The following is a 24,431-nucleotide window of genomic DNA, read 5'->3' on the forward strand; positions in this document are numbered from 1 at the left end:
AATTGTGAGTTAAAACAAAAAGCACGCACCCTTCCAATCCAACAATCAATTCCCCAATATCAACCCGGCAAAGAACAACCACACCATCAACCAAAAAACCACCATCTGGAAAATTTACTCATTTTCCACCTCAAATTAGTTGTTTAGCAATTCCTGTTTTTTGGCGCTATGCGGCTAATGAGATTCCCGTATCGTTCCCATATCGCGATATGAGAACGATACGGGAGTCATATCGGAGTTTATTGAGAAAATTTTGGACAGTCCGTAAGAACGATTTTCTCGTCTTTAATTGGTAGCCAGGACTTTTGGTAACGCATATCCTTCAGAATAGAAAAAAAGGATAAGAGGTGGTTGACCGGGAGGTCAACCCTCCGTTATTAACTATTATCCACCTTCTCAACCCTCTAAACCCTCTAAACCCTCTCAACTTAAAATTTATTATCCTAAAAAATCCTGTAAATCCCCATAATCCTGTTCATCCCATACCTATTATTCTTATTTACTGTGAACTTCAAAAAAGCTTTCCAGACGCAGCAAAGTTCGGGCATCTATATCGTCCGGTTGATCTCCTTCCAGGGTTAAAAAAGGCAGGTCTATATGTTTTCGTAAGAGCATGTTATCCAGCTGAAGATGGCAAAAGCTTTGGGTATAGCTGATAACTGCTTCAATTTGGCGTTTTTCCAGTTCCCGTTTAATATCCTGCAAACGGTCAAAAACGCTGTAAGGATAAGTATAAGCCAGATATTGAGAAACAATATCCGGAAGCAGATAAGGCATAGAAAATTGGCGTTGCACTTCGTTGAAAAGGACATCTCCACCCAATTCTATAATGGTTTCGTAGATGTTTTTATAAATGGGGGGCACACCTAAATAAGCCAAACGCAATTTTGCAGGCAAAGGGTCTCGTTTTTTAGCTTTCGTTAAAAAGGCGTCCAATTCGTTTTCGTAGCGATCCGGATTGCCCATAAAATCGGAAGAATTGACCAGCCAGAAGTGATTTTCCAGTCCGCTGACGAGGCGTTCATTCCAGGTCCATTCATCCAAAATGATAAGCTTCCGGCGAATTTCATCCAGGCGTTTTTTTGCCTTTAATGTCTCTTTCCGGGAAACACCAAAATAATCTTCCAGACGGGTAATTTCTTTATTCAGGTCTTCATAATTTTTATTTGCCGGGAAGGAAAAACGGTAAACCGGAAGATGTTCCTCCGTAAACATATCCAAAAGCGAATTGCTGTTGGAACAATCCCCTTCCACAATGCCGATAATTAAATCCGGATTAGTGGAAAGGGCAGCTGTATAGTTTCCTTTAATCCAGCTGCAAAGAGTTCGGGGAAAACCTTTCAGTTCAGCATCTTGCACATTTTTGGAAGAATCATTGGTGATAAAAACATTATTCAGATCCACAGGAATATGCCCTGCTGCAAAAATAACTTCCACCGGAAAGGAAGAAGTGAAAGCGATGCGTTTAGGAGTCATAACTCAGCTCCAAATATTGAGTTTCCAGTTCGGCAATGTTTTTTTTGCTGTTTTCAATTTGGTTAATCAGCAAGTCAATTTTCTGGCGTAATTCTTTTGCCCGCATAGCATTGCTGTAAGTAGAAGGAAGTGCCAGTTCAGAGTTCATTTTTTCAATTTGGTTATGGTTTTCAGCAATGGCTGCCTGCTCAAGTTCAATCTGTTTATGAATTTGTTCCAGATACCAAGGATTGATTTTCTTCTTCCTTTCTCGCATAACTGTTTTAACTTTTGGCACTTCGGGAATTGTAAATGCCAAGTTCAATGCGTCTCCCAGGTTTGTTTCCATTTCACTTATGGTAGAGTAAATTGCCTCATTTTCCAGGGCATTATGAAACACCCAGTATTTTGTAGCCAGCTGACGGATAAAATAGCGATCGTGACTTACAAAAATAACGGTTCCCTGATAACTCTGCAAAGCAGCAAGCAAACTATCACTCATTGCAATATCCAGATGATTTGTCGGTTCATCCATAATGAGCAAGTTTGGGTTTTGATGAATTAAAGTGCAAAGCAGCAACCGCGATTTTTCACCTCCGCTAAGGATGCCAACCTTCTTTTCCACTTCCAAACCTGTAAAACCGAAGCGCGCTAAATAACTTAATACATAGCCCCTTGTTTCACTTGGAACTATTTGCCATAAAGTATCCATCACGGTTAAATCTTCATCCAGCAAAATCTGATGTTGATCATAATATCCTATTTCTAAGGATGCTCCAATTTTAAGTGAACCGGAAAATATTTCCCGTTCTTCCAGCAAAATTTTCAGTAAAGTTGTTTTACCGCAACCATTTGGTCCGATAATGCAAACCTTGTCCCGATAGTGAACTTGCAGATTTACATTTTTGGCTAAAAGAGGTCCTTCCGGAATACCGAAAGTAACATCTTTAAGGGTATAAACATCATTTCCGCTGCGTCCAGCTGTCTGGATATTAAGTTTTATTTTTTTTTCCTGCTGCGGTTTTTGAATTATCTCCATTTTAGATAGCATTTTCAAACGGGATTTAGCCATATTGGTTTTCTGACCGGCAATGTTTTTACTGATAAAATCCTCGGTTTCATTGATGAACTTTTGCTGCCTGGCAAATTGCCTTTCCTGTGTTTTCAGCTCTATTGCCCTGGCTTCAGCAAAAGAGGAATAATTGCCTTTGGTAATGCTTAATTGCGTATTTTCCAGCTGATAAACAGTAGTAATGGTATTATCCAGAAAAGTGCGATCATGCGAAACAAGCAAAAAAGGTGCTATGCTGGAGTTCAGATATCTTTCCAGCCAGGAAATCATTGCTATATCCAGATGATTTGTGGGCTCATCTAAAATCAATAAATCATAAGGCATTAACAAAATTGAGGCAAGGCACAGGCGGGTTTGTTCTCCTCCGCTGAAAGAACATAAGGGTTTTGCATAATCATTTTCACTAAAGCCAAGCGAAGTAATTACATATTTCATAGAGTTGGCAAATTCATCTCCACCGCTTGCCTGAAACTTATCCAAGACAACTTTCAGCTCATTCTCAATTGTTTCTGTATGTTTACTTTGCAATAATAAGGTTAGTTCATCTATCTGCTTATGTAATTTTAGCAGATCAGGACGGGCATTTTTAACATAATCACCCATCAGTATGTCCTTTTCCAGCACAGGATTTTGCGGTAAATACGCAATCCGGCATTTCTTGGCTTGCAAAACCTTGCCTTCGCTTGGGGAAATTATGCCTAACATCAATTTGATGAGAGTTGTTTTGCCACTGCCGTTGGAACCAATAAGTCCAATCCTGCTGTTATGTTCCAAAGTGCAATTGATCCCTTTTAGAACATAGTTACCGGCAAATTCCACACCGGCATTTATAACCTGAATTATACTCAACTTTCTCTATCCCCGTTCTTTTTTCTCTGCCGGAAAAAACATTCCAACTTGCTTAAAGCTATTTTAGGAATACACTTCTGCTGTCAACCTCATTTTTTGCTTGTCAAAAAAATGCCCTTAATTTTTAAGGTATATAACCGGTTCGGGATGTAGCGCAGTCCGGCTAGCGTACTTGAATGGGGTTCAAGTGGTCGCAGGTTCAAATCCTGTCATCCCGACCAGTTTTTTTTTGCCTCTCACAGATTGCACAGATTACACGGATAAAAGATTTCACGCAGATAAAGATTTCACGCAGATTTCGCAGATTACGCAGATAAAAAATATAGGAGGGTTGACATCCTCATCAACCCAAAGAAAATAGGTAAGGGATGAACAGGATTAAAAGGATTTAAGGGATTTATTTATTAAGCCACCGAAAACACCGAAGCCACTGAAAAAATCTCACGCAGATTTCGCAGATTACGCAGATAAAAATTATAGGAGGGTTGATGTCCTCGTCAACCAAAAGAAAATAGGTAAGGGATGAACAGGATAAACAGGATTTAAGGGATTTTAGATTACAATTATTTAAAATGGCTTTCTATTTATATGTATTGAAACGGAACTTTAAAATGCACCAGTTTTGGCAATGTAAAATGGAACTTTAAAATGCATCAGTTTTGGCAATGTAAAATGGTACAAAGAATGGCAATAAAAAACGGAACTTTAAAATGCACCAGTTTTGGCAATGGAAAATGGTACAAAGAATGGCTATGGAAGATGGAACTTTAAAATGCACCAGTTTTGGCAATGAAAAAGGAACTTTAAAATGCACCAGTTTTGGCTATGTAAAATGGTACAAAGTATGGCAATGGAAAATGGAACTTTAAAATGCACCAGTTTTGGCAATGGAAAATGGAACAAAGATAAAATTGACAGAAATATAGTATTTAGGTAACTTGAATATAGCTCAATAAGTTGAAGTGGGGATTAACTTCAAGACCTCTAGACTTCAAGACCTCTCGACTTCAAGACATCAAGACCTTTTGACCTCTCGACCCCAAAAAAATAATTGACATCCAACCAGCAATCAAAAAGATGGCCTAGAAAATGAAGCTGCTTGTTTCTACCTTATGGCTTAACTATGCTGATAAGGTTTAAAATCAGATAAAAAGAAATACAAAAGTATTTACTGTGATGCAGGCGGTTTTCGTGAACAGAGAAAACCGCCTGTTTCATTTCCGGTAAGAAGGAGGTTCTTATAATCCGGATAAAAAAAGGTAAGGCACGCACAAATGAAGTGGTGCCCAAGGAGCGAATCAATAATCAGATTACAGCTGAAAAAGTTCGTTTGATAGGTCCTGATGGAAAGCAGATAGGGGTTGTTTCCCTAAAAGAAGCGCTGCGTAAAGCAGAAAGTATGGATTTGGATTTGGTGGAAATTTCACCCAGTGCTGTTCCACCCGTTTGTCGTATTTTAGATTTCAGCAAGTATTATTTTGAGAAGGAAAAAAAGGCAAGAGAAGCAAGAAAAAGACAGCATGAAGTGGAAGTGAAAGAAATCAAGTTTGGTCCGAACACTGAAGAACACGATTATAACTTCAAGAAAAACAATGCCATAAAATTCCTTAAGCAACATAACAAAGTTAAATTTACTATTCGTTTCCGAGGCAGACAGCTGGCTCATAAGGAACTTGGATATAAGGTTTTGGATAAGCTTAAAGAAGACCTTAATCATCTGGTAGATATTGATGGCGAACCGGTTGCGGATAGAAATCTGCTTTCTATGGTAGTTTCCCCTAAAAAGGATATTGACCGTATTTTAGCCAGCGATACCAAAATTGAGGAAACGGTTCTTCCAACGGACGAAAAGCCGGAACCGAATTCTTTATAGAGATAAAGTAAACAGCATCATTGCGGAAGTTCCCTTTCCGCTCTGAAAGCTATCCATTGAGGGGAAAGAGAATATATAAGGAGATAAAAATGCCTAAGCTCAAAACAAACCGTTCGGCAGCTAAAAGATTTAAGGTTACCGGCTCGGGAAAAATTGTGCGTCACCATGCCAAAAGTGCGCATATAAAAACAAAAAAATCGCCTAAACTGAAACGCAATCTGCGCAGTAGTGAAATCGTTAAAAAATCCGATGAAAAAAGAATCTACAGAATGTTGGGCTTATAAAAAGGAGGATGATTAAATGCCAAGAATAACTAATAATGTTGCAGCTCACCGGAGAAGAAAAGATTATATGCTGAAAGCCCGTGGCTACTACGGAAGTAGAAGCAAAACTTATCGGGCAGCCAGACAAACAGTTGAACGTGCTATGGCTTTCTCTTTTGCCCATCGCAAACAGAAAAAACGCCTGTTTAGAAGCTTGTGGATAACAAGAATCAATGCTGCTTGCAGATTGAATGATATGAGTTATAGCCAATTTATTAATGGATTGCATAAAGCAAATATTCAAATTAACCGGAAAACTTTGGCACATCTTGCCTGGCACGATGCTCCGGCATTTGCAAAACTGGTAGAAATAGCCAAAGGTTAAAAAAAAAGGTAATAAAACGCAGATTACGCTGATTATGCAGATTTTGGAATGTTTAGTTGATGTTCCAAAGAACAAAATTGCTTCCAGCAGAAGATGGCAGTGAATTTGAGCCGGAAGTAGTATCTAATTACCTGAAGCTGAGTTATGCAAAGAATACTGTTAAGAACCGGAAAATAGGCGTGCCAGAAAAATCAGGAAACTGCCCTATAATATGATGGGTAAAAAGCTGCGAAATCTGGATGCCGCAAGATGAGGGAAAGGTGGAAGAGGAATTACGAAAACTCATAGAAGAAGCTGAAAAAGATATTTTGGCTTGTTCCAGCCCCAATGACCTGTTAAATGTAAAAGCCAAATATTTGGGCAAAAAAAGTTTTCTGAGCTCTCTATATGCTCGGATGAGAGATTTGCCCGCTGAAGAACGTCCCGCTTTCGGTAATTTGATAAATGAAACCCGGAATTGCGTAGAAGAACTTCTGGAACGGCAAAATAGAGCTATTAAAGAAGATGTTTGGAAGAAAAGGGAAACCACAGCAGCCATTGATCTTACGATGCCCGGGATTTTCAGTTCCCGGGGTGGATTACATCCTTTAACGATTGTCCGGCGTGAAATTGACGAGGTCTTTCTGGGCTTGGGTTTTGAAATTGCCGAGGGACCTGATATTGATGATGATTTTCACAATTTTGATGCCCTGAATACTCCCTTAGACCATCCCTCGCGTAATCTTGCCGATACTTTCTATCTGGAAGGAGGGGGACTTTTAAGAACTCATACTTCCACTGTTCAGGTGCGGGTTATGGAAAAATACCCGCCACCGATAAAGATAATTTCCCCCGGACGCTGCTATAGAAATGATAAACCCGATCCTTCTCATTCCCCGGTGTTTCATCAGGTGGAAGCATTAGTTGTGGATAAAGGGATTTCTTTGGCAGATATGAAAGATATGCTGTCTCAATTTGCAGCCATTATGTTTGGCAGAAATGTTTCCAGCCGGATCAGACCTCACTTCTTTCCTTTTACAGAACCCAGTGCGGAAATGGATATTTCCTGTGTTGTTTGCGGGGGAACAGGTTGCCGTGTTTGTAAATATTCCGGATGGTTGGAAATGGGTGGAGCGGGAATGGTTGATCCTAATGTTTTTGATATTTTGGGGATTGATTCTGAAGTTTATACCGGTTATGCTTTTGGATTAGGAATTGAAAGGATAGCTATGTTGAAATACAATATTCCGGATCTGCGTATTTTATATGAGAACGATTTAAAAATGCTGCGTCAGTTCAAAGGAGAACTAAGATGAAAATAGCTCTTTCCTGGCTGGCAAAATATATAGACCTGAAGGAAACGCCCAAAGAACTGGAAGAAATATTAACTTTTTCGGGTATAGAAGTTGAAGCGGTGGAAAATATTTCTGCTTTACCGGAAACGGTTTTCAGCGCTAAAATAATTAGTGCGGAACCCGTTCCCGAAACAGACCATTTAAAACGCTGTTTAGTGGATATTGGTAACTTTCCTTACTCCGAAAAAACTGAAAGTGGCTATCTGCAAGTGATTTGTGGAGCTCCAAATTGTAAAACCGGGATGATGAGCATCATTGCGTTACCGGGTTCTGTTTTACCCGGGATAACAATTGGCAAAGCGAAAATTAAGGGCATTGAATCCTACGGGATGCTTTGTTCTGAAAAAGAATTGGGAATTTCAGATAATCATAGCGGAATTATTGAACTAAGTTCAGAAACCCCCATTGGGATAACTGCCAATGAGCTTTATGAATTACCCGATACAATTTTTGAGCTGGAGATTACACCCAACCGTCCTGATCTTCTTGGGTATATAGGTATTGCGCGTGATCTTTCTGCAAAATTAAATCGTCCTTTAATAATGCCTGAAATTAAAATCCCTGCAGCAAAATGCAAAGCAGAAACAATGTCCCTGAAGCTGGTTAATCAGGTTCCGGAACTTTGTCCACGCTATATTGCCCGTTTATTTAATAATGTGGACTTGAAGGACTCTCCACTGTGGATAAAAAGGGCACTAATCAAATCCGGTCTTCATCCCATCAACAACCTGGTAGATATAACCAATTATGTAATGCTGGAATATGGCCATCCGTTACATTGTTTTGATTATGCTAAGCTTTCCCCTCTTGCCGAAGAACCCGAAATCCCAGCAATAGTTATTCGCAGAGCAGATAAAGACGAACCTATAACTACTTTAGACGGCAAAAGCTATTTTCTGGAAGGGGATGAACTGGTTATCGCTGATGGTATTAAACCCTCTGCCATAGCAGGAATTATGGGGGGTAATATCTCTGCCATTAGCGAAGCCACGAAAAGTATAGTTTTGGAAAGTGCTGCTTTCCATCCCGGCTCCATTCGCAGGACTTCTTATAGACATAAAATCACTACAGATTCATCCTACCGTTTTGAAAGGCATTTAAGTGCAAATTCTGCAGAGGATGCTTCAAAAAGAGCTACTCAGCTGATTTGTGAATTGGCAAATGCAGAACTCTGTGAAGTTGTGTATGACAGCTATCCATTACCTGAGCAACCTATAGTTTTAGGCATCCGTCCCGGGCGTTATACTCAAGTGATTGGCTATGAACTGGAAGAGGATAAGATTAAAGATTATCTTACTCGTCTGGGGCTGAAATTTATCCAATACGGGAATTGGAAACCGGGAAAAATTAACTCTCTTGCGGAACTATACTGTCATCACACCGAAGAGATGAAACAAGGGAAAACCGAATTTACCGAACTTCCGAATTGCGAGCATACTCACTATTATGAAATACCTCCATATAGGGTAGATTTGGAACGCGAGATAGATTTGATTGAAGAAATAGCGCGTTTGGACGGCTACGAAAAAGTTCCGGTAAAAACCCTTCCCCAAAGAATTATGGACCGCCATTCTTATCGGATAAAAAAAATTGCCTTGGATTATCTGGTTAGTCGTGGCTTTTACGAAACACTGAATTATAGTTTTACTGAGTCGGATTTGCTCTATAAACTTGGCTATCAAAAAGCGGATATTGAACTTCAGCTGATAACTTTAAAAAACCCGCAAAGCAGCAATCAAAGCGCAATGCGAACTTCGCTGATTCCTCAGCTGTTACAGAATTTGGCTTATAATTTGAACCGCGGGGAAAAGAATATTAAGCTCTTTGAATTGGGCAAAACCTATCACAGACAGGGAACTCTATCCTGCGAGCCCTACTTTTTAGCAGGAATTTTAACCGGACTGGATAGAGAAGAACATTGGCAGGATAAAGCCAAAGCAATCACCCCCTTTTGGGTGAAAGGACTTGTGGAAGAACTGCTTTCTTTTTTACAAATATCCAATTGGACTTTACAGCAAACGCAAAAGCCGTTTCTTTCCGCAGCGGAAGGAGCAGCTTATTTCAATGAAGGTAAAGAACTGGCTTATTACGGAAAACTTACAGCTCCCGTGGCTGAGGCATTTAGCATTGATATTATAGAATTGAAACAAAGTATCTGGATTTTCCAGTTGGCAATGGAAAATATCATCAATGCTGCCCGCGGGCAGAAAATACAATTTCAGGAAATTCCCCGTTTCCCTTCAGTAACCAGAGATATATCTTTTCTTATTTCTGAAGAGGTCTCCTATAACGAAATAGAAAAGGCAATTGCGGAAATAGATAAAGAACTGATCTGTGAAATAACCGCTTTTGATGAATACCGGGGGAAACAAATTCCGAACGGGATGCGAAGCTTAACTTTACGCCTGAAATTTAGAGACAAAGAAAAAACATTGACAGATGAGCGAGTAGATTATCTTATTGAATTAGTGCTTAACAAGCTTAGGGAAACCTGGCAGATAAATATGAGGTAACTTATGGAAAGTAATGTAATTAACCTACAGGACAAGATACAAAAACTGATAGACCAATATACTCTGGCTACCCGAAAAGTAGATGAACTGGAAGAAAAAAATCGTCAGCTGGCAGAAGAAAATTCGCAACTGATTGCTCAAATTCAAACCAGCGGCAAAGCAACCGGAGAACAGGAAAAAAAGTATAAGACATTGCAGGATGAATATAATACCTTGGAAAACAGGTATAAAGAACTGCAAAAAATCCTTGCCGGCTTGGAAAGCGTTGCCGAAGGAGCAATCAAGAAGATAGACGGACTGTTTACCGTTGACGAAAAAGAGAATTAACGATGGAATCGGTGGAAGTGGAAATATTTGGACGCAGATTTCGTTTGCGTAGCGATGATCCTGAGCGCACAAAACGAGTTGCAGATGAAATTAACAACCAGATAGATGCACTATCCAAACACTATGATAATTTGGATTTTACCAAGCTGTTGTTGTTAATTTGTATGCAGCAACAGGAAGAGGTTTTAACTTTAGGCGATAAGAACCGGGCTTTAAATTCGGAACTGGAACGCCTGAATCAGATGTTTACAAAAATAACGCTATAATAAATGCCTGCAGAATTCGTGATATGAGTTGCATAAAAGCTATTATGATTTCGGGTGTCAAGCCATGAGTGGCATGCGTGCCAGCTGGTTCTGGATACATAAAGCTCATAAGGTAGATACCCACTTAAAGCTTGGCTTTCTAATGACAAGCATACACGGTTCATGCGGGCATTTAAAAATAATTCGCTTTGGCATAAACCACCAAAGTTAAATAGATTAAAATAAGGAAATAACAATGACGATAAATCCTATAATAGCACTCATCATAGGAGTGGCAGCCGGCTTTGCCCTGGCGCTTATTATTTATTTGATTAAGCGGAATACTACTTTTAAACTCATTTCGCAATCAACCAAAATTGCTGAGGATTTGGAAAGAAATGCCAAAATTGAAGCAGAAAGCGCTAAAAAAGCAGCTCTGCTGGAAGCTCAGGAAGAATGGATTAAACAGAAACGCCTTTTGGACGAAGAAGTAAAAGAACGCCAAAAGGAACTTCGCTTACAAGAGAAAAAATATAACGAACGCCTAAGCAGTTTGGATAAACGCCTGGATTCTTTGGATAAAAAAGAAACTACTCTGGCAGAACAGGAAAAGAAATTAAGGAGCAAAGAAGAAGAACTGCTTAATAAAAAAACCGAATATGAAGCTATCCTGACCGCTCAAAAAAATAAATTGGCAGAAATAGCTGGACTTAGCCGCGAAGAGGCAATTGCCCGTTTGCGGGAAGAATTAATCGCTCAGGCAAGACAAGTGGCAGCTAATGATGCCCGGCTTACTCTTGAACAGATAAAACTTGATGCCGGTAGAAAGGCAGCGGAAATTCTTTCTACTGCTATTCAGCGGATGGCTGTTGACCATGTATCAGAATCAACTGTTTCCGTTGTTTCGCTGCCGTCCGATGAAATGAAAGGTCGGATTATTGGACGCGAAGGACGCAATATTCGCACTTTTGAAAAGGCCTCAGGGGTAGATTTAATTATTGACGATACACCTGAAGCGGTTGTGCTTAGTTGTTTTGATCCCGTGCGGCGAGAAATAGCCAGATTGGCTTTGGAAAAATTGATTGCTGATGGTAGAATTCATCCCGGACGCATTGAAGAAGTGGTTGCCAAAACAACTAAAGAGATGGATGAAAATCTAATTAAGATTGGGGAGAAAGCTGTTCTGGATACTAATATCCACAATATCTCTCCGAATCTGATAAAAGTTCTGGGACGCTTGCATTACCGAACCAGTTACGGACAAAATGTATTAGAGCACTCCATAGAATCTGCCTGGATTTGTGGAATTTTAGCAGCAGAATTGGGATTGGATCAAGAAATAGCTCAACGCGCCGGTTTACTACATGATATAGGAAAAGCAGTGGATCATGAATTTGATGGTTCTCATGCTATTATTGGCGCTAATTTAGCCCGCAAAAACGGAGAAGGGAAAATAATCGTTAATGCTATTGAAGCGCACCACGAAGAAGTGGAAGCAAATTCTGTTTATGCTGCTTTAACTCAGGCATCCGATGCCATTTCCGGAGCCCGACCCGGCGCCAGAAGAGAAATGCTGGAAACCTATATGCAGCGGTTAAACAAGCTGGAAGAAATTGCCAATAGCGTTGATGGCGTTAATAAATCGTATGCCATTCAGGCAGGAAGGGAATTACGGATTATTGTAGAACCACAGCTAATAGACGAAAACCAAACTGCTCTGCTGGCAACGGAAATTGCCTCTACGATAGAAAAACAGGTTCAATATCCGGGGCAGATAAAAGTTACCGTGATTAGAGAAACACGCCAGATTGCTATGGCAAAATAATGAAAGTTCTATTCTTTGGTGATGTTTACGGCAAAGCGGGAAGGCAAACAGTCCAGACAGCTATACAGGAATTAAAAGCCAGATTTCAACCCGATTTTATTTTAGCTAACGGGGAAAACCTTGCCGACGGAAGAGGCATAACCGAAAAGACACTGGCTCAACTTTTTAATGCGGGAGTGGATGCCGTTACAGGAGGAAACCATCTATGGGATAGAGCTGAAGCCCTGGAATATATTCATCGGGAAAATAAAATTATTAAACCCCTGAATTATCCTGAAGAAACACCTGGAAATCCTTATCTGGTATTAACTAAAGAAAACCTGCACTTAGGAATTATCTGTCTTTGCGGGCAGCTATTAATGCCCCCCTGTAATAATCCTTTCACGACCCTGAATGAGTTTATCCAATCACATTTTGCCAAAGATATAGATCAGGCATCACTTTTCTCTTTACCTCATCCTGTAATTTTGGATTTCCATACCGAAACGACCAGCGAAAAACGAGCTATGGGTTGGTTTGCGGATGGTAAATTAAGTGCAGTAATAGGCACTCATACTCATATTCAGACAGCAGATGAAGAAATTTTACCTTTAGGAACTGCTTATATTACCGATGTAGGGATGACCGGTTCACATAATAGTGTAATTGGGGTAAAGAAAGAAATTGCGGTGGAAAAATTCTGCACTTGTGTTCCCAAGCGTTTTGAATCTTCCGATTCCGGTTTACAGATTAACGCTGTTTTGCTGGAACTTAATTCTGAAACTGGTTTGGCAGAATCTATCACCCGTATTAAAAGTAATATTGAGTAAAATAAGGAAAATGGAAAAAGTTTTAAATGGTAAACCTGTTGCTCAGCTTATCAATAAAGCTTGTAAGGATTTAATAGCCAGCTATAATTTAAATCCTCATCTTGTTTTAATTCAGGCAGGAAATGATCCTGCTTCTACCTATTATGTTCAAAGCATCATCAATAGCGGAAAAAAAATGGGGTGCAGTTGTGAGCTGAGAACTTTACCTGAAACGGTAACCGAGCAGGAATTATTGGCTGTTTTAGAAGAAGCTAATCAAACAAAGGAAGTGCATGGTATTATGCTGCAAAAACCACTTCCCGCTCACCTCAACGACAGAGTAATAAATTCTGCCATTAATCCTGCCAAGGATTTGGATTGCCTGCATCCGCTTAATTTAGGTAAAATTTTGCTGGAAGAAGATTGCCTCCTTCCCTGTACTCCGGCTGCAGTTCTTTTTTGTATGCGCTATTATGGGATTGAACCTCAAGGCAAAAAGACCGTAATTTTAGGGCGTAGTAATGTAGTTGGAAAACCCTTAGCCAATATCCTGCTTTGGAAAAGGCCTTTTGCCAATGCTACAGTAACCGTTTGCCATAGTAAAACAGATAACCTCAGAGAGTATGTTAAAGAGGCAGATATCCTTGTAGCGGCAATAGGGAAAGCGGAATTTGTCACCCCGGAAATGATTAAAGAAAAAGCAATTATTCTGGATGTGGGCATCAATGAAAGACAGCTGGCAAATGGTGAAACCGTTTATGTAGGCGATGTAAACTACAATTTATGCTATGACAAAGCTCTGGCGATAACTCCGGTGCCTGGAGGAATAGGCAGAATAACCACTTCTATTCTCTATTTAAATTTGGTAATTGCCTGCCTGAGGGCACAAAATATCAACAAAAGTATTGACGAATTTTTGGACTTTATTTTCAGTGAAAAAGAATGAAATACTATTTCCTGTTTTTTGGGAGGAACAATGCAAGTGAAAAGTGTTAAACACTTGTTTATCTCAGTGATAACTATAAGTATGATATTGCTGATTTCAGGTTGCGGAAAATCCGGAAACCGGTTTGCCAATAGACCACCAACTATTGAAATAACCTCCTTTGAGGGTTGGAACGATACTAATGTTATTGCCCCCAATGATACGATGACTTTTATCTTCCAGCAACGCATATACTGGCATGCTACCGATCCTGATGGAGTAATTTCCGGTTTTGCCTTTAGAATTTTAGATGAAAACGGTAATCCCATTAGCACTCGCGGCTATGATTATATAGATTCTACCGGGGTGCTTACACCGGAAAATCTTGTTACGACTTTGGGTACGGGATGGGTTATTCACTATATGCCTGGTGCCGATCAAAATATCCCTTTAGATAATCCTCAGGCACGCCGCTCAATCTGGACTTCACAAAAATATGCGGTAATCAATTTTCCTGCTGCCGATGCTCAAGGTAACCCAATAGTTAAATTCAGTAAATTTGAAGTTGTAGCTATTGATAATCGGGGAGCCATAACCTCTGAACCTGCCTGGCGTGATTTTAGAACTCGTTCTGATCGCCCCAAGTGTACTGCTTCTACTACAAAAGGTAATCCTAATGGAAAAGATGTCGGCTCTGGATTAAAGCTTTCCTTCTCTATGAAAGATACCGATCCCTATATAACCTCTGTTCCCTATAAATATGAATTTAAGATAATGAAGCTAAACCCTCAGGGAGCAGTTGTTCCCGGAACAGAAACGGAATGGTTTTCCACAACCGCAGAATCTAACCGAGCTGATAAAATTAACGAATACTTGTTAACCAAATATACCCAGCCAGCCATCACTTATGATTATGTAGAAGAAAACGGTCAACCTGTAGGTTTACCTGTAACGAAAACAAGAATCATTTCTCGGGTTATGGATATGGCAGGGGTTCTATCTATACCGGATTCAAGCTCTGTTTTAGCATTTTATGTCTGTCCCGGTTTTAGACCTCATACTTTTATCTACCCAACTAAAACTTACGCCCTTACAAACTACCACTTTGAAGATTACGGTGATGATAATACAGAAGAAATTAAGGTTATACCCAAAATTATCTCCGAGGGAACAACTCACTATGCCATTCCGCTTTTTAAAGATGCAGCAGGGCAAAACACCGCCGTGTATTCCTCAAATATCAAGCTTTGGATTCGTTGGGGCTGGTGGGGTGAATATGTTAATAGTGAAGGTGTGAGCTATGGTGATACCTCAAATCTGGCACAGATTCCTTATAATAAAAAAGTGGATGTTCTCTTAGACAGCCGCACAGGAAAGAACTATTTCAGCGAAGTGACCGCTTTTGATATTAGGTTGGATGGCCAACCCTATAACTATCCGCCCTATCCCTTCAGCCAATATGGTTTTACTGATAATGACGGAACAAAATGGCTGCGCCTTCCTGTAAATTCACCTTTGGGTCAAACCGTTGTGCTAACAAGCAGTCAATTACCTCTTCCTCCTGCAACTGAACCTGGGGAACACAAATTTGAAGTTAGAATCGTTGATTTGCAAGATGAGTATGATCCCACTCCTGTTTCTTTCACTTTCTTCCTGCATCGTTATATTGAACCCGCAAACCGTAGCGGGATTCTGGTTATTGATGACGATGTTACAAGTAACGGAATAAATAATGATTTGATTACTGAGCAATATACTAATATGCTTTCCGACTATACTGGAACAGTAGATTATTATACCCGCTCCAATGCAAGTTTTGTTGATATACGCAGTCGTGCCCTTGCCTTCAGTGATCTGCAAAAGTATAAACTGGTTATCTACCATAATGATAACTTCCTCAGTTCCGGCAATCTGTTGAAAGATTTTGACGGACTTAGCTTATACCTGATGCGAGGAGGGAATTTAGTAATGTCCCACACACATCTATTAGTTCAGCAGATTTCAGAAATTGCAAAAGGTGGAACTCGCAAGACCTTCGTTAATAATCTTGGCTTTAGCAGTATTCCCCAAATTTCATTTATCTACGATAATATGAATAAAGCTTTCTTCCAAAAAGCCATCCATGCTCAAAATGGTTATAGTGATATGAACCTCCAATATGATGATCCACCTGCAGTAGCAAGAATATGTGACTTGCGTGACGGCTTGGGAAGTTTATCCTATTTTGAAAACAGTAATTTCTCGGGTGAAGTTCTTTTCAAGTTTGGTTGTAAACCTGTTACTGCCACTGTCTGTCCCCCTTCTGCTGCTTTTTACAATGAGTATAATGATCAGAAAACTGTCGCTTTTAGAAGGACTACCTCCTCCAACGGAAAGGTCTATGTCTTTGGATTTCCCTTATCCTATATGAAAGTTAATGACGAATCCGGTGGCTCGCGTCAGGTAATGAATAAAATTATTTCCGAAGTGATGTAAAGATTTATCCCCTTTTTTTGTAACCGGAGGAATTCCATCCTCCGGTTTTTTTTTACACTGAGGGCACTGAGGGCACTGAGAGCACTTAGCTCATAAGCGGATATTGATGATGAAATAGAAGAAATAGCAGAAAAAACTTGACAACTTTTATATGGTTGGTTATATTGTTTTCATAGATTTGTGAGCAGTTGTGTTAATTTTGTTTTTTATACACTACAAAGGGTTAGTATTTTTTTAATTACCCGCATAACAAAAACCGCGCACAAAGGAACATTCATTAGAGAGGAGATTATGAACATAGTAATTTGTCCGGTTGCTATTAAAAGCAATGCCTCCTATCATAAGGAGGGGGCAAATTCTTCGTATCTAATTTCCTTGCTTTTTCCACCAATTCACTTATCCCTGTCTAAAAATGGTTTTCTACCAAAATACACTCTCATCGGTTTATTAGAAATAATCATCGCACATTATCTTTATGTTACCGAAGTGATTGTATTTTGCCGAAACCGCAAATGGGTATTACCTTCAAAATCAACTTTGAGAGCCGGAAATCTCATCACAAAAAACCGGAGGAGGATAACCGGCTCTTAGCTTTTGTAATATAATCAATAAATATTAAATACAAATTTCTGGAGATAATTATGAAGAAATTCGTATTCCTGTTAGCGATAGTGCTTACGGTGAGTTTTTTAACAGCCGGAGTAAAAAATGCTATCGCAGTGGCTGATGAAGTGAATGTGAATGCACCTAAAAATGGGAGCAGAGCTGTGTTTTACACAGAGGATTTTGAATCTGGAGCTACTGGTTGGACTCATTACGATGGTGCCGTTCCCCTAAATATGTGGCATATTTATAATGCTGGTGGAACTCAAGGGGATGTTTGGTGGATGGGAGATGAAGAGGGAAATGGTGGTTATCATAGCCATCAATATCTGGTTTTGGATACTCCTGTAATTAATATTTCCACCGGTAATTCCACTCTAACTTTCAAGATGAAACACGGTTTGGAAGAACCTGGAGCCAGTGGTGGATATGACGGTTGGGATTCCTTCAATATCCGTATTTCTACTAATTCCGGTATAAGTTACACTGTTATTCCCGATACCATTGCTATTACATCTCCTGTGTATGATTTCAATAATTCCTATGCTTTTGGTTCGGAACATGGAGAAGGAATGGGAGTTCCCGGTTGGGGTGGAACTCGTGACTGGACTACTGTAACTGTAAATCTATCCAGTTATCTGGTAAGCGGTGCAGCAAGCGTAAAAATTCGTTTTGCCTTTGCTTCCGATCCTGCTTATTGCACAGATGATGATCCTGCATTGTTTGGTGTGATGGTAGATGATATTGTTCTTGCCGGTTACACTAATAACGGGGTAGAAGATGAAATGACCTACAGCAGTTTAGTTCCTACAGCAGGTGACTTCTGGCACCTTGCTACGGATGCAAGTGCTCCTTCCCCCACGCACATTATGTCTTCTATGAACAATGCCGGAACCTATGCTCCCAGTATGTTAGATTATCTGGAGAGCCCGGATATAGTTCTTCCTGCAGGTGCAACTCAAATTATTGCGGACTTTCAGTTAAAAGGTTCCTATGAAGATAATGGTGTTTTTCCCGATGTTGATTATTTCGGTTGGGAGATTTATCATAATGGGGATTGGTATTATATGAGCAATCCTTATGCTGATACGGCTCTTTCTAACTATGTTTATTCCAGTGCTCCGGAAACCTGGGCTTCAATGATCTTAAGTTATACAGGAGTTACAGGTGATATAACTAACCTTGCCGGAAGCACAGTTCGGTTCCGCTGGTATTTTCAATCCAATGCTAATACTCCAATCGGAACTCCTTTACAGATAGATAACTTCCAGATATTTTCTGTAACGGCAGCTCCAGCACCACCCAATTTAGTTTATCCTGCCAATGGACAGCACAATTTACCGTTTACGGGTTTTGAACTGGATTGGACTGCTAATTCTCAAGGTGCTCTTCCGGAGTCATATACTGTTTATATGGATACAGAACTGGAAAATCTGGAGCTGGAAACATTCAATCCAAGTTTTGTAGAAGAAGGAATTACCGTAAGTTACTATAATCCAGCTGATAGTTTGGTAACTTTCAATCCATCGGAAACCTGGTATTGGAGAGTTGGAGCTTATGTAGAAGGACAGGAAGAAGCATTAAGCGAAGTATTTACTTTTTCTATAATTGCTTCCGCTATTAATACTTTCCCCTGGACGGAGAACTTTGAACATTCTGGCTCTATGCCAACGGGTTGGACAGTTGGCAATGTAGATAACGATTTAACTACCTGGGCTATTTACGGTCCTACTACAACTTATGCCCATTCGCCTTCTTATAGTGTGTTTCATAATTACAGTGCTGAAACAGCTGATCCGGGTCAAAACGGTTGGTTGATTACTCCTGCCATACAATTACCTTCCACAGGAGCTGGAGCATTATCTTTCTGGAGTCGTAATTCCTATGCACCTTATACTGTTTATAATGGTGTTTTGGTAAATACCGATCCTGATCCTACTAATCCCAACTGGGTGGAGGTTTGGGTTCAGGATGATTTAACCACCACTGCCTGGGCTCAGGAAACAGTTGATCTTAGTGATTATGCCGGGAACATCATTTACATTGCTTTCAAATATACAGGTTATGATGCCAATGCCTGGTATATTGATGATGTAACTGTAAACTTCTATACTGAAGATGTTCTTCCGCCTGTATTATCCAATCATCTGCCCATTATAAATACTCTACGGGATGATCTTCCTTTCCCTGTGACTATTAATGTAGCTGATGACGCTATTTTTAATAATCCTGTATTGGGAGTAAATCTCTATTATTCAACTGATACTGGAGCAACCTGGAGTGCACCGATAGCTATGACGCCTCCCACGACTGGAAATACCTATACAGGTGAACTTCCTGCTGTTTTTAGTGTAGGAGATGAAGTAACCTACAAATTTGAAGCATGGGATGACCATAATAACTATGCTACTAAGCAATTCAGCTTTGAAATTAATGATCCGGTATGGATTTATTATGATATGACCGGTCCAACTTCATATAACGGTTCTACATCTATCGTTTGGGGACCGATGGTCTATTATGAAAATCCACTTTACGGAACTGCGAATGCCCTTCAACTACTTATGGTTTCAGGTATTACATATACTGCCACTAATGCCACCTTGTATATCTACGGAGAAGATTCAGAAGGAAATATATCTGTTCTATATGGGCCTTCAACAATCAATTTCCCAACTGCCAGAACCTGGACAAATTTTGATTTGAGCGATCAAAATATCCAAATAACTACACCTTATTTCTGGGTTGTTTTTGGGGATATGACTTCCTGCAGTTATTATGCTCTGGATCAGACCTACGATTATACCCCTTATGCATATATAATGAATCAGGGAACACCGTTCTATCATTTCACAGGGCTAACGGGTGAATGGTGTATTGATGCTTATGTCCAAACTGGTAGTTCTATGGGGATTTTTGCCCCTGTTGTAACGGCAGCATTAAATGCAAACAGCAATCCAACTCTTACCTGGGATGCAATTTCAGGAGCTGTCAGTTATGATGTTTACGGAGCAGATGATCCTTATGCTACCTATCCCGCAAACTGGTTTCTTTTAGCAGATAATATTACTGCTACTACCTATGAATATACTGGCACTGATGCCAAAAAGTTCTTTAAGGTAGTTGCTTCTACTAATTTAACCGGTGGGAAAGGAAAGAAAATTCCTCAGGGTTCCTTCAAAGCCGAAAAGGTCTCTTTTGATGTTTTGGGAACTATTCCTGCCAGGAATTTAGTAAAATAACATAAGCTATACTGTTCTCTATAGTATAGTTGAAAAGAAAAACCCCCGTTGATTTTAGTAAACGGGGGTTTTTTCTTCAATAGGACTTTGGCTAATTCAAGATACAGCTATTTCATTAAAATCATTTTTCTAATGGAGCTGAATTTTCCGGTTTGCATCTTATAGAAATACATTCCACTGGCTATGGATTTGCCGCTTTCATCTTTACCATCAAACACAATTTTATGATATCCTGCATCCAAAGTAGTATTCAAAAGTTTCCTTACCAATTGTCCTTTAATATTATAGATATCAATCGCTACAATGCCTTTGGTAGCATTACAGAAGCTAATAGTGGTTTCGGGATTAAAAGGATTAGGATAGTTTCCTTTAAGGTCGTTCACGAAAGAAGGAGCTACAGGGTCATCATTATCAACAATATATCCACCATTGGAATGAACGCTGAAATCATCCACTAAGAAAGCTATAGCAGAATTGGAAACACAACGGATACCAATATAAACATTCTGTCCATCATATTGGGAAAGGTCATAAACATATTCATTCCAGTTATTAGGAGCTTCCACATCGGTAACACCGCTAACAATTTGAAATCCGGGAATAATTATTGCCGATACGGTGCATACCCCTACGCGAAATCTATCCAAACTATTGGAACCGGGGAATGACCTGGCGTAAAATTTTACTGAGCTATCAGTTCCTAAATGTACTCGGGGGGTTATCACCCAATCGTTATTAGGAGGAGTGAGAGCAGAAAACGAAGCCAGCATTTTAGCTCCAAAATGAGGGCTAACTGTTGTTAGGGGAGGAGTTGTTGCAGAGGGATTGAAAACTATATAAGACATTGGTTCTCCTGAACCCGGAAAATCAATATCGGTAAGCTCTGCAGTAGGTGCATGATCTAAATCTCTCAAATTCCAGGGAATAAAAGTAGTTACAAAATCTGGATAATCCTCAAATCCATCTCCAAAAATCTGTTCTGCCAGCTGAAAATTGACTACTGCTTCCACAACTGCAGGTTCCGATTCACCTCCCGGGGAAACGGAAGTAACATTATATAAATAGATGGCGTTAGCTAACCCAGCATCGGTGTAAGTTATTGTTTCTTCGTCGTTAATGGTTGCAATCAAAGCTCCGTCTCTATAAATTTTATAGCCGGTAACATTCTTTGAGCTATTGGTAGAGGATTTATTACTGGTAAATAAATCATTCTTTACATATAGATAGTTGTTCTGAGAGTTAAGATTTACCGAGATAAACTGTTTGGCGGGTGCACCAAACTGAGCAAAAGCTCTCAGTGACCAATTGTAAGGTTTATCGGGTGCAATTTGGGTTAAGGTTTGCCAAGCTCCTTGCAGATAGATCATATTACCTTTACCTTCTATTTGCGGACCCTGATCGGCTCCTGCAGGTGAACCACCCTGGGTATTGCATTCATAACCGTAATAAAGTTCACCTGTTGCAGGAATAGGAATATGAGCAGTTAAGAAAACTGTATTCCATTCATTTAAAACAGGATTTTGCACAACCTGGGAATGAACAAGCGTCCCGGCATTAGTAGCGGAACCACCGGTCCAAATCTTCATAGTATAGGTGCAACTGGAATATTTGGGTATAAATTCCATGCGGGTTATTGAGCATCCCAGATAAGGAATAAGGTCTTCATGAGTCCAGCGGTGAGCTACATCAAAAACAATAGGAGAATTAGTGCCGATGGCATTACCGGTCGTCATATCAGTCCAGGTTATCCAATTTCCTTCAGGATTATTCCAGTTTAGAATTACATCTCGTTCCACTACAGTAGCTGTAAGATTTATTGGCGGCAAAATAACTGGAGCCACATCTGCCATAACTGTATTAGTAGGTAATGATTCTCCGGAAGTGTATAAGGCAGTTACATAATAACTGTAAAAACCGGAACTGAGACCAATATCATCATAAAAAAGCGAATCGGGAGAAGTAGTGGAAATTAAAGCTGAATTACGATAAACCTTATAACCTAATAGAGCTCTTGATTCCACAGGAGCATTCCAGGCAAGATGAACATCAAAACCGTTAATGGTTGCAGTTAAATTATTCGGAGGATTGAGTATTTCTACCCAAACGGAGATTGAAACTGTATCCAGATAAAGGAAGAACATATTGGGCTGGCTATAGCCCTTAAAGGCAAAATAATAAACGCCACTGGAAGATGGTGTAACAATCACTTCTTCTGGTGTGAAGGTAGTATTGATGATATTATCATTACTATAAATTTCATTTGTCAAACCAGCAACGGTAGGTGCATTTCCCCAATACAGAGCAAGTTTTTCCGGCAATAAATTACTGGAGGCACGATAAAAGAATTTTATTTTATAGTTTGTGCCTTGCGTAAGTTGCATTGGAGGTAAAATTAACCAGTCGTTCATCACTAAACTTTCACTAAAGCGAATTCTTGCACTATTGGGTAGAGAATGGGCAAGCTCACTATTGGTAACCCAAGTATAATTATCGTTATTGGCATTAAGGGTGAACCAGCCGGTAGGTAAAGCTGGAGGCGTTACAGTATCAAAATTCTCACTCCAGGGAAAAGTAGAGACAGTAGGATCTGCCAAAGTAGTAAAACTCCAAACAGGACAGTTCAACGCATCTCCAAAAGTGTTATAGGGAACTATCTTCCAATAATACATAGTGCTGTAAGAAAAATCCTCAGGATTATATACAGTTCCTGTTTGGGTAGTTCCATTAACGATATTGGAAGGAGGATTATCTGTTCCCAAATAAACCTTATAGCCATCAATTATTCCACCACCTGCAGCCCAGGATAGATTGGCATAAATGGAAACATTAACAGCATTATTAGCTGGAATAGGATTTTGAGCGGCAGTTGGGGGCTCACCTGTAACGGGAGGAGTAAAAACAAAAGTTAAACCATTAGGAGGAAAAACAGTTGCGCTTAAAGTGCAAAAATTGTTATTGGCAGTTCCAGCATTGGTATTAGCCCAATCCGTTGATGTTGTCCGGTTATTAAAATCGGTATTGGAATTGCCTCTAATACCAACCTGGATAGCCGCATTGGTAGAAGATGTAACGGTAGAAAAAGGACCGTATATATAACAGACCTTGTTGCCGTTTTCCTGCAGCTGAATTTGAAAACTGAAATCATCATTTGCAGTCGCAGTAACAGCCCGCCGATAATGTAACCACTGAACGGTGAAAACACGGTTGGGTGCAGTTCCACTGCAGAGAGACATCAAAGAACCTGTATCGCGTGATTTTAGATCACGATTTAATCCGGCGGCAATATTATTGGTTCCCGTAGCGGCACTTATTGCTGTATTACTTGTTACTACTGTATCACCCATAGCAATAAAACCATTGGTGGCAATACTGATTGTAGTATAATCCACCTCGTTAAAATTGAAAGTAAAACCAATAGGTATAGCCAAAAAGCACTCATTATCATTAGTATTAGTTCCGTGAATAGTGCCTCCGGTTATTTCAGTAAAAGTTCCCGCAGTTGAAGAAAACGAATATTCATTCACTGTTGCCCAGGCACTAAGTGCCGAAACTAATAAGAGCAACTCCAAAAATAATAATTTGCTCGTGCGCATAATAAACTCCTTTACTATGATGTTGCTATCGCTTATTCCTTTATGAACATTAATATTCTTGGTAAAAACGGAGACCGAATTTACATTTATACACTATATAAGAGTATTAAAATTGTGTCAAGGGAAAAAGCGTTTTATTCCATCGGGAAAAATATATACCCGCAAATTTTCCTGATTTCACAGATAAAAAAGCTCTCACCGATAATATATATATCATATTGAAAAGACATAAAAGGAAAATAAGGTTTAGAATGCTGAGAAGGTTTAGAGGGCTGAGAAGGTTTAGAAGGTTGAGATCTAAAAATTGATGATAAATCCTTTGCCCTTCACTCTTTGCCCTCTGCCAAAAGCCCCTAAGGGCGACACTAAAATAGCGATGGTGGCGTAAGCCCCTCGGGAAATGTAAGCTACAGTATTTTTTATCCTTTTCCCCCTTTCCTGAAAGCCCCTTAGGGCGATACTAAAATAGCGACGGTGGCGTAAGCCCCTCGGGAAAATAATGTTATTCAATTAAACTAATCGTTTTTCCTTCAATTTATCCGGGTTCCAATGTTTTTTCAAAAGGGCATCAAATTCCTCTTCCGCTGTGATATTATGATGATGATCTTCCTGATGTTCAATATAATCTTTCACCTCATCCAAATTTGATTTACTGACGGAAAAG

General features: G+C 39.7%; 19 protein-coding genes and 1 tRNA gene. 16 read left to right on the top strand and 4 right to left on the bottom strand.

Translation table 11 applies throughout. From position 1 onward, the window contains the following. Nucleotides 1-495: 495 nt before the first annotated feature. Entirely contained in the window at nt 496-1,476 is a 981-nt protein-coding gene (locus tag PLE33_04330; GenBank protein ID HPS60469.1) for a 2-hydroxyacyl-CoA dehydratase family protein, read from the bottom strand. Continuing rightward, the gene (locus PLE33_04335) at nt 1,466-3,376 is read right to left on the bottom strand and encodes an ABC-F family ATP-binding cassette domain-containing protein (GenBank protein HPS60470.1); all 1,911 of its coding nucleotides are present in this window, start codon (nt 3,374-3,376) and stop codon (nt 1,466-1,468) included. The genes PLE33_04330 and PLE33_04335 overlap by 11 nt, the downstream gene beginning before the upstream one ends. Nucleotides 3,377-3,519: 143 nt before the next feature. On the opposite strand from PLE33_04335, the gene PLE33_04340 reads away from it, so the two are divergent. The 16 genes from PLE33_04340 to PLE33_04415 all read left to right on the top strand — a co-directional run bounded on the left by PLE33_04340 (nt 3,520) and on the right by PLE33_04415 (nt 20,174). Then, nucleotides 3,520-3,597: transfer RNA gene (locus PLE33_04340), tRNA-Pro, on the top strand. Nucleotides 3,598-4,086: 489 nt separating this feature from the next. Next, nucleotides 4,087-4,245, top strand: a complete 159-nt coding sequence (locus PLE33_04345; GenBank protein HPS60471.1) for a hypothetical protein — start codon at nt 4,087-4,089, stop codon at nt 4,243-4,245. A gap of 413 nt (nt 4,246-4,658) precedes the next feature. Next, a complete protein-coding gene (infC, locus tag PLE33_04350) occupies nt 4,659-5,249 on the top strand; it encodes a translation initiation factor IF-3 (GenBank protein HPS60472.1) in 591 nt (196 codons plus the stop codon). An 89-nt stretch (nt 5,250-5,338) separates the two neighbouring features. After that, nucleotides 5,339-5,533 (top strand): 50S ribosomal protein L35, encoded by a 195-nt coding sequence (rpmI, locus tag PLE33_04355; GenBank protein HPS60473.1) that lies wholly within the window; start codon nt 5,339-5,341, stop codon nt 5,531-5,533. Nucleotides 5,534-5,549: 16 nt separating this feature from the next. Continuing rightward, nucleotides 5,550-5,897 carry a 50S ribosomal protein L20 gene (gene rplT / locus PLE33_04360; GenBank protein HPS60474.1) on the top strand — a complete coding sequence of 116 codons (348 nt, stop codon included), beginning with the start codon at nt 5,550-5,552 and terminating at the stop codon, nt 5,895-5,897. A 59-nt stretch (nt 5,898-5,956) separates the two neighbouring features. Next, nucleotides 5,957-6,112: a hypothetical protein gene (locus tag PLE33_04365; GenBank protein HPS60475.1), complete on the top strand. Its 156-nt coding sequence runs from the start codon at nt 5,957-5,959 to the stop codon at nt 6,110-6,112. Nucleotides 6,113-6,136: 24 nt separating this feature from the next. Then, on the top strand, nt 6,137-7,192 hold the full coding sequence (pheS, locus tag PLE33_04370; GenBank protein ID HPS60476.1) for a phenylalanine--tRNA ligase subunit alpha: 1,056 nt from the start codon (nt 6,137-6,139) through the stop codon (nt 7,190-7,192). After that, nucleotides 7,189-9,744: a phenylalanine--tRNA ligase subunit beta gene (pheT, locus tag PLE33_04375; GenBank protein HPS60477.1), complete on the top strand. Its 2,556-nt coding sequence runs from the start codon at nt 7,189-7,191 to the stop codon at nt 9,742-9,744. The genes pheS and pheT overlap by 4 nt, the downstream gene beginning before the upstream one ends. Nucleotides 9,745-9,747: 3 nt before the next feature. Then, nucleotides 9,748-10,071: a cell division protein ZapB gene (gene zapB / locus PLE33_04380; GenBank protein HPS60478.1), complete on the top strand. Its 324-nt coding sequence runs from the start codon at nt 9,748-9,750 to the stop codon at nt 10,069-10,071. A 2-nt stretch (nt 10,072-10,073) separates the two neighbouring features. Continuing rightward, a complete protein-coding gene (locus tag PLE33_04385) occupies nt 10,074-10,337 on the top strand; it encodes a cell division protein ZapA (protein HPS60479.1) in 264 nt (87 codons plus the stop codon). Between the two features lie 235 nt (nt 10,338-10,572). After that, nucleotides 10,573-12,141, top strand: a complete 1,569-nt coding sequence (gene rny / locus PLE33_04390) for a ribonuclease Y (GenBank protein ID HPS60480.1) — start codon at nt 10,573-10,575, stop codon at nt 12,139-12,141. Continuing rightward, nucleotides 12,141-12,950: a TIGR00282 family metallophosphoesterase gene (locus PLE33_04395; protein HPS60481.1), complete on the top strand. Its 810-nt coding sequence runs from the start codon at nt 12,141-12,143 to the stop codon at nt 12,948-12,950. Before rny ends, PLE33_04395 begins: the two co-directional genes overlap by 1 nt. Nucleotides 12,951-12,960: 10 nt before the next feature. Then, nucleotides 12,961-13,875 carry a bifunctional 5,10-methylenetetrahydrofolate dehydrogenase/5,10-methenyltetrahydrofolate cyclohydrolase gene (locus PLE33_04400; protein ID HPS60482.1) on the top strand — a complete coding sequence of 305 codons (915 nt, stop codon included), beginning with the start codon at nt 12,961-12,963 and terminating at the stop codon, nt 13,873-13,875. A gap of 30 nt (nt 13,876-13,905) precedes the next feature. Continuing rightward, nucleotides 13,906-16,329 carry a hypothetical protein gene (locus PLE33_04405; GenBank protein ID HPS60483.1) on the top strand — a complete coding sequence of 808 codons (2,424 nt, stop codon included), beginning with the start codon at nt 13,906-13,908 and terminating at the stop codon, nt 16,327-16,329. 291 nt (nt 16,330-16,620) lie between these two features. Further along, complete coding sequence (locus PLE33_04410; protein ID HPS60484.1) at nt 16,621-16,920, top strand: hypothetical protein; 300 nt, start codon at nt 16,621-16,623, stop codon at nt 16,918-16,920. Between the two features lie 50 nt (nt 16,921-16,970). Further along, the gene (locus tag PLE33_04415; GenBank protein HPS60485.1) at nt 16,971-20,174 is read left to right on the top strand and encodes a choice-of-anchor J domain-containing protein; all 3,204 of its coding nucleotides are present in this window, start codon (nt 16,971-16,973) and stop codon (nt 20,172-20,174) included. Between the two features lie 107 nt (nt 20,175-20,281). On the opposite strand, the gene PLE33_04420 is transcribed toward PLE33_04415, so the two are convergent. Together PLE33_04420 and PLE33_04425 are read right to left on the bottom strand one after the other, a co-directional pair. After that, nucleotides 20,282-23,767, bottom strand: coding sequence for a choice-of-anchor J domain-containing protein (locus tag PLE33_04420; GenBank protein ID HPS60486.1), 3,486 nt, complete (start codon nt 23,765-23,767; stop codon nt 20,282-20,284). Nucleotides 23,768-24,064: 297 nt separating this feature from the next. Further along, nucleotides 24,065-24,277 (bottom strand): hypothetical protein, encoded by a 213-nt coding sequence (locus PLE33_04425; protein ID HPS60487.1) that lies wholly within the window; start codon nt 24,275-24,277, stop codon nt 24,065-24,067. Nucleotides 24,278-24,431 lie beyond the last annotated feature (154 nt).

The organism is Candidatus Cloacimonas sp., from assembly GCA_035403355.1.
Lineage (GTDB): Bacteria > Cloacimonadota > Cloacimonadia > Cloacimonadales > Cloacimonadaceae > Cloacimonas.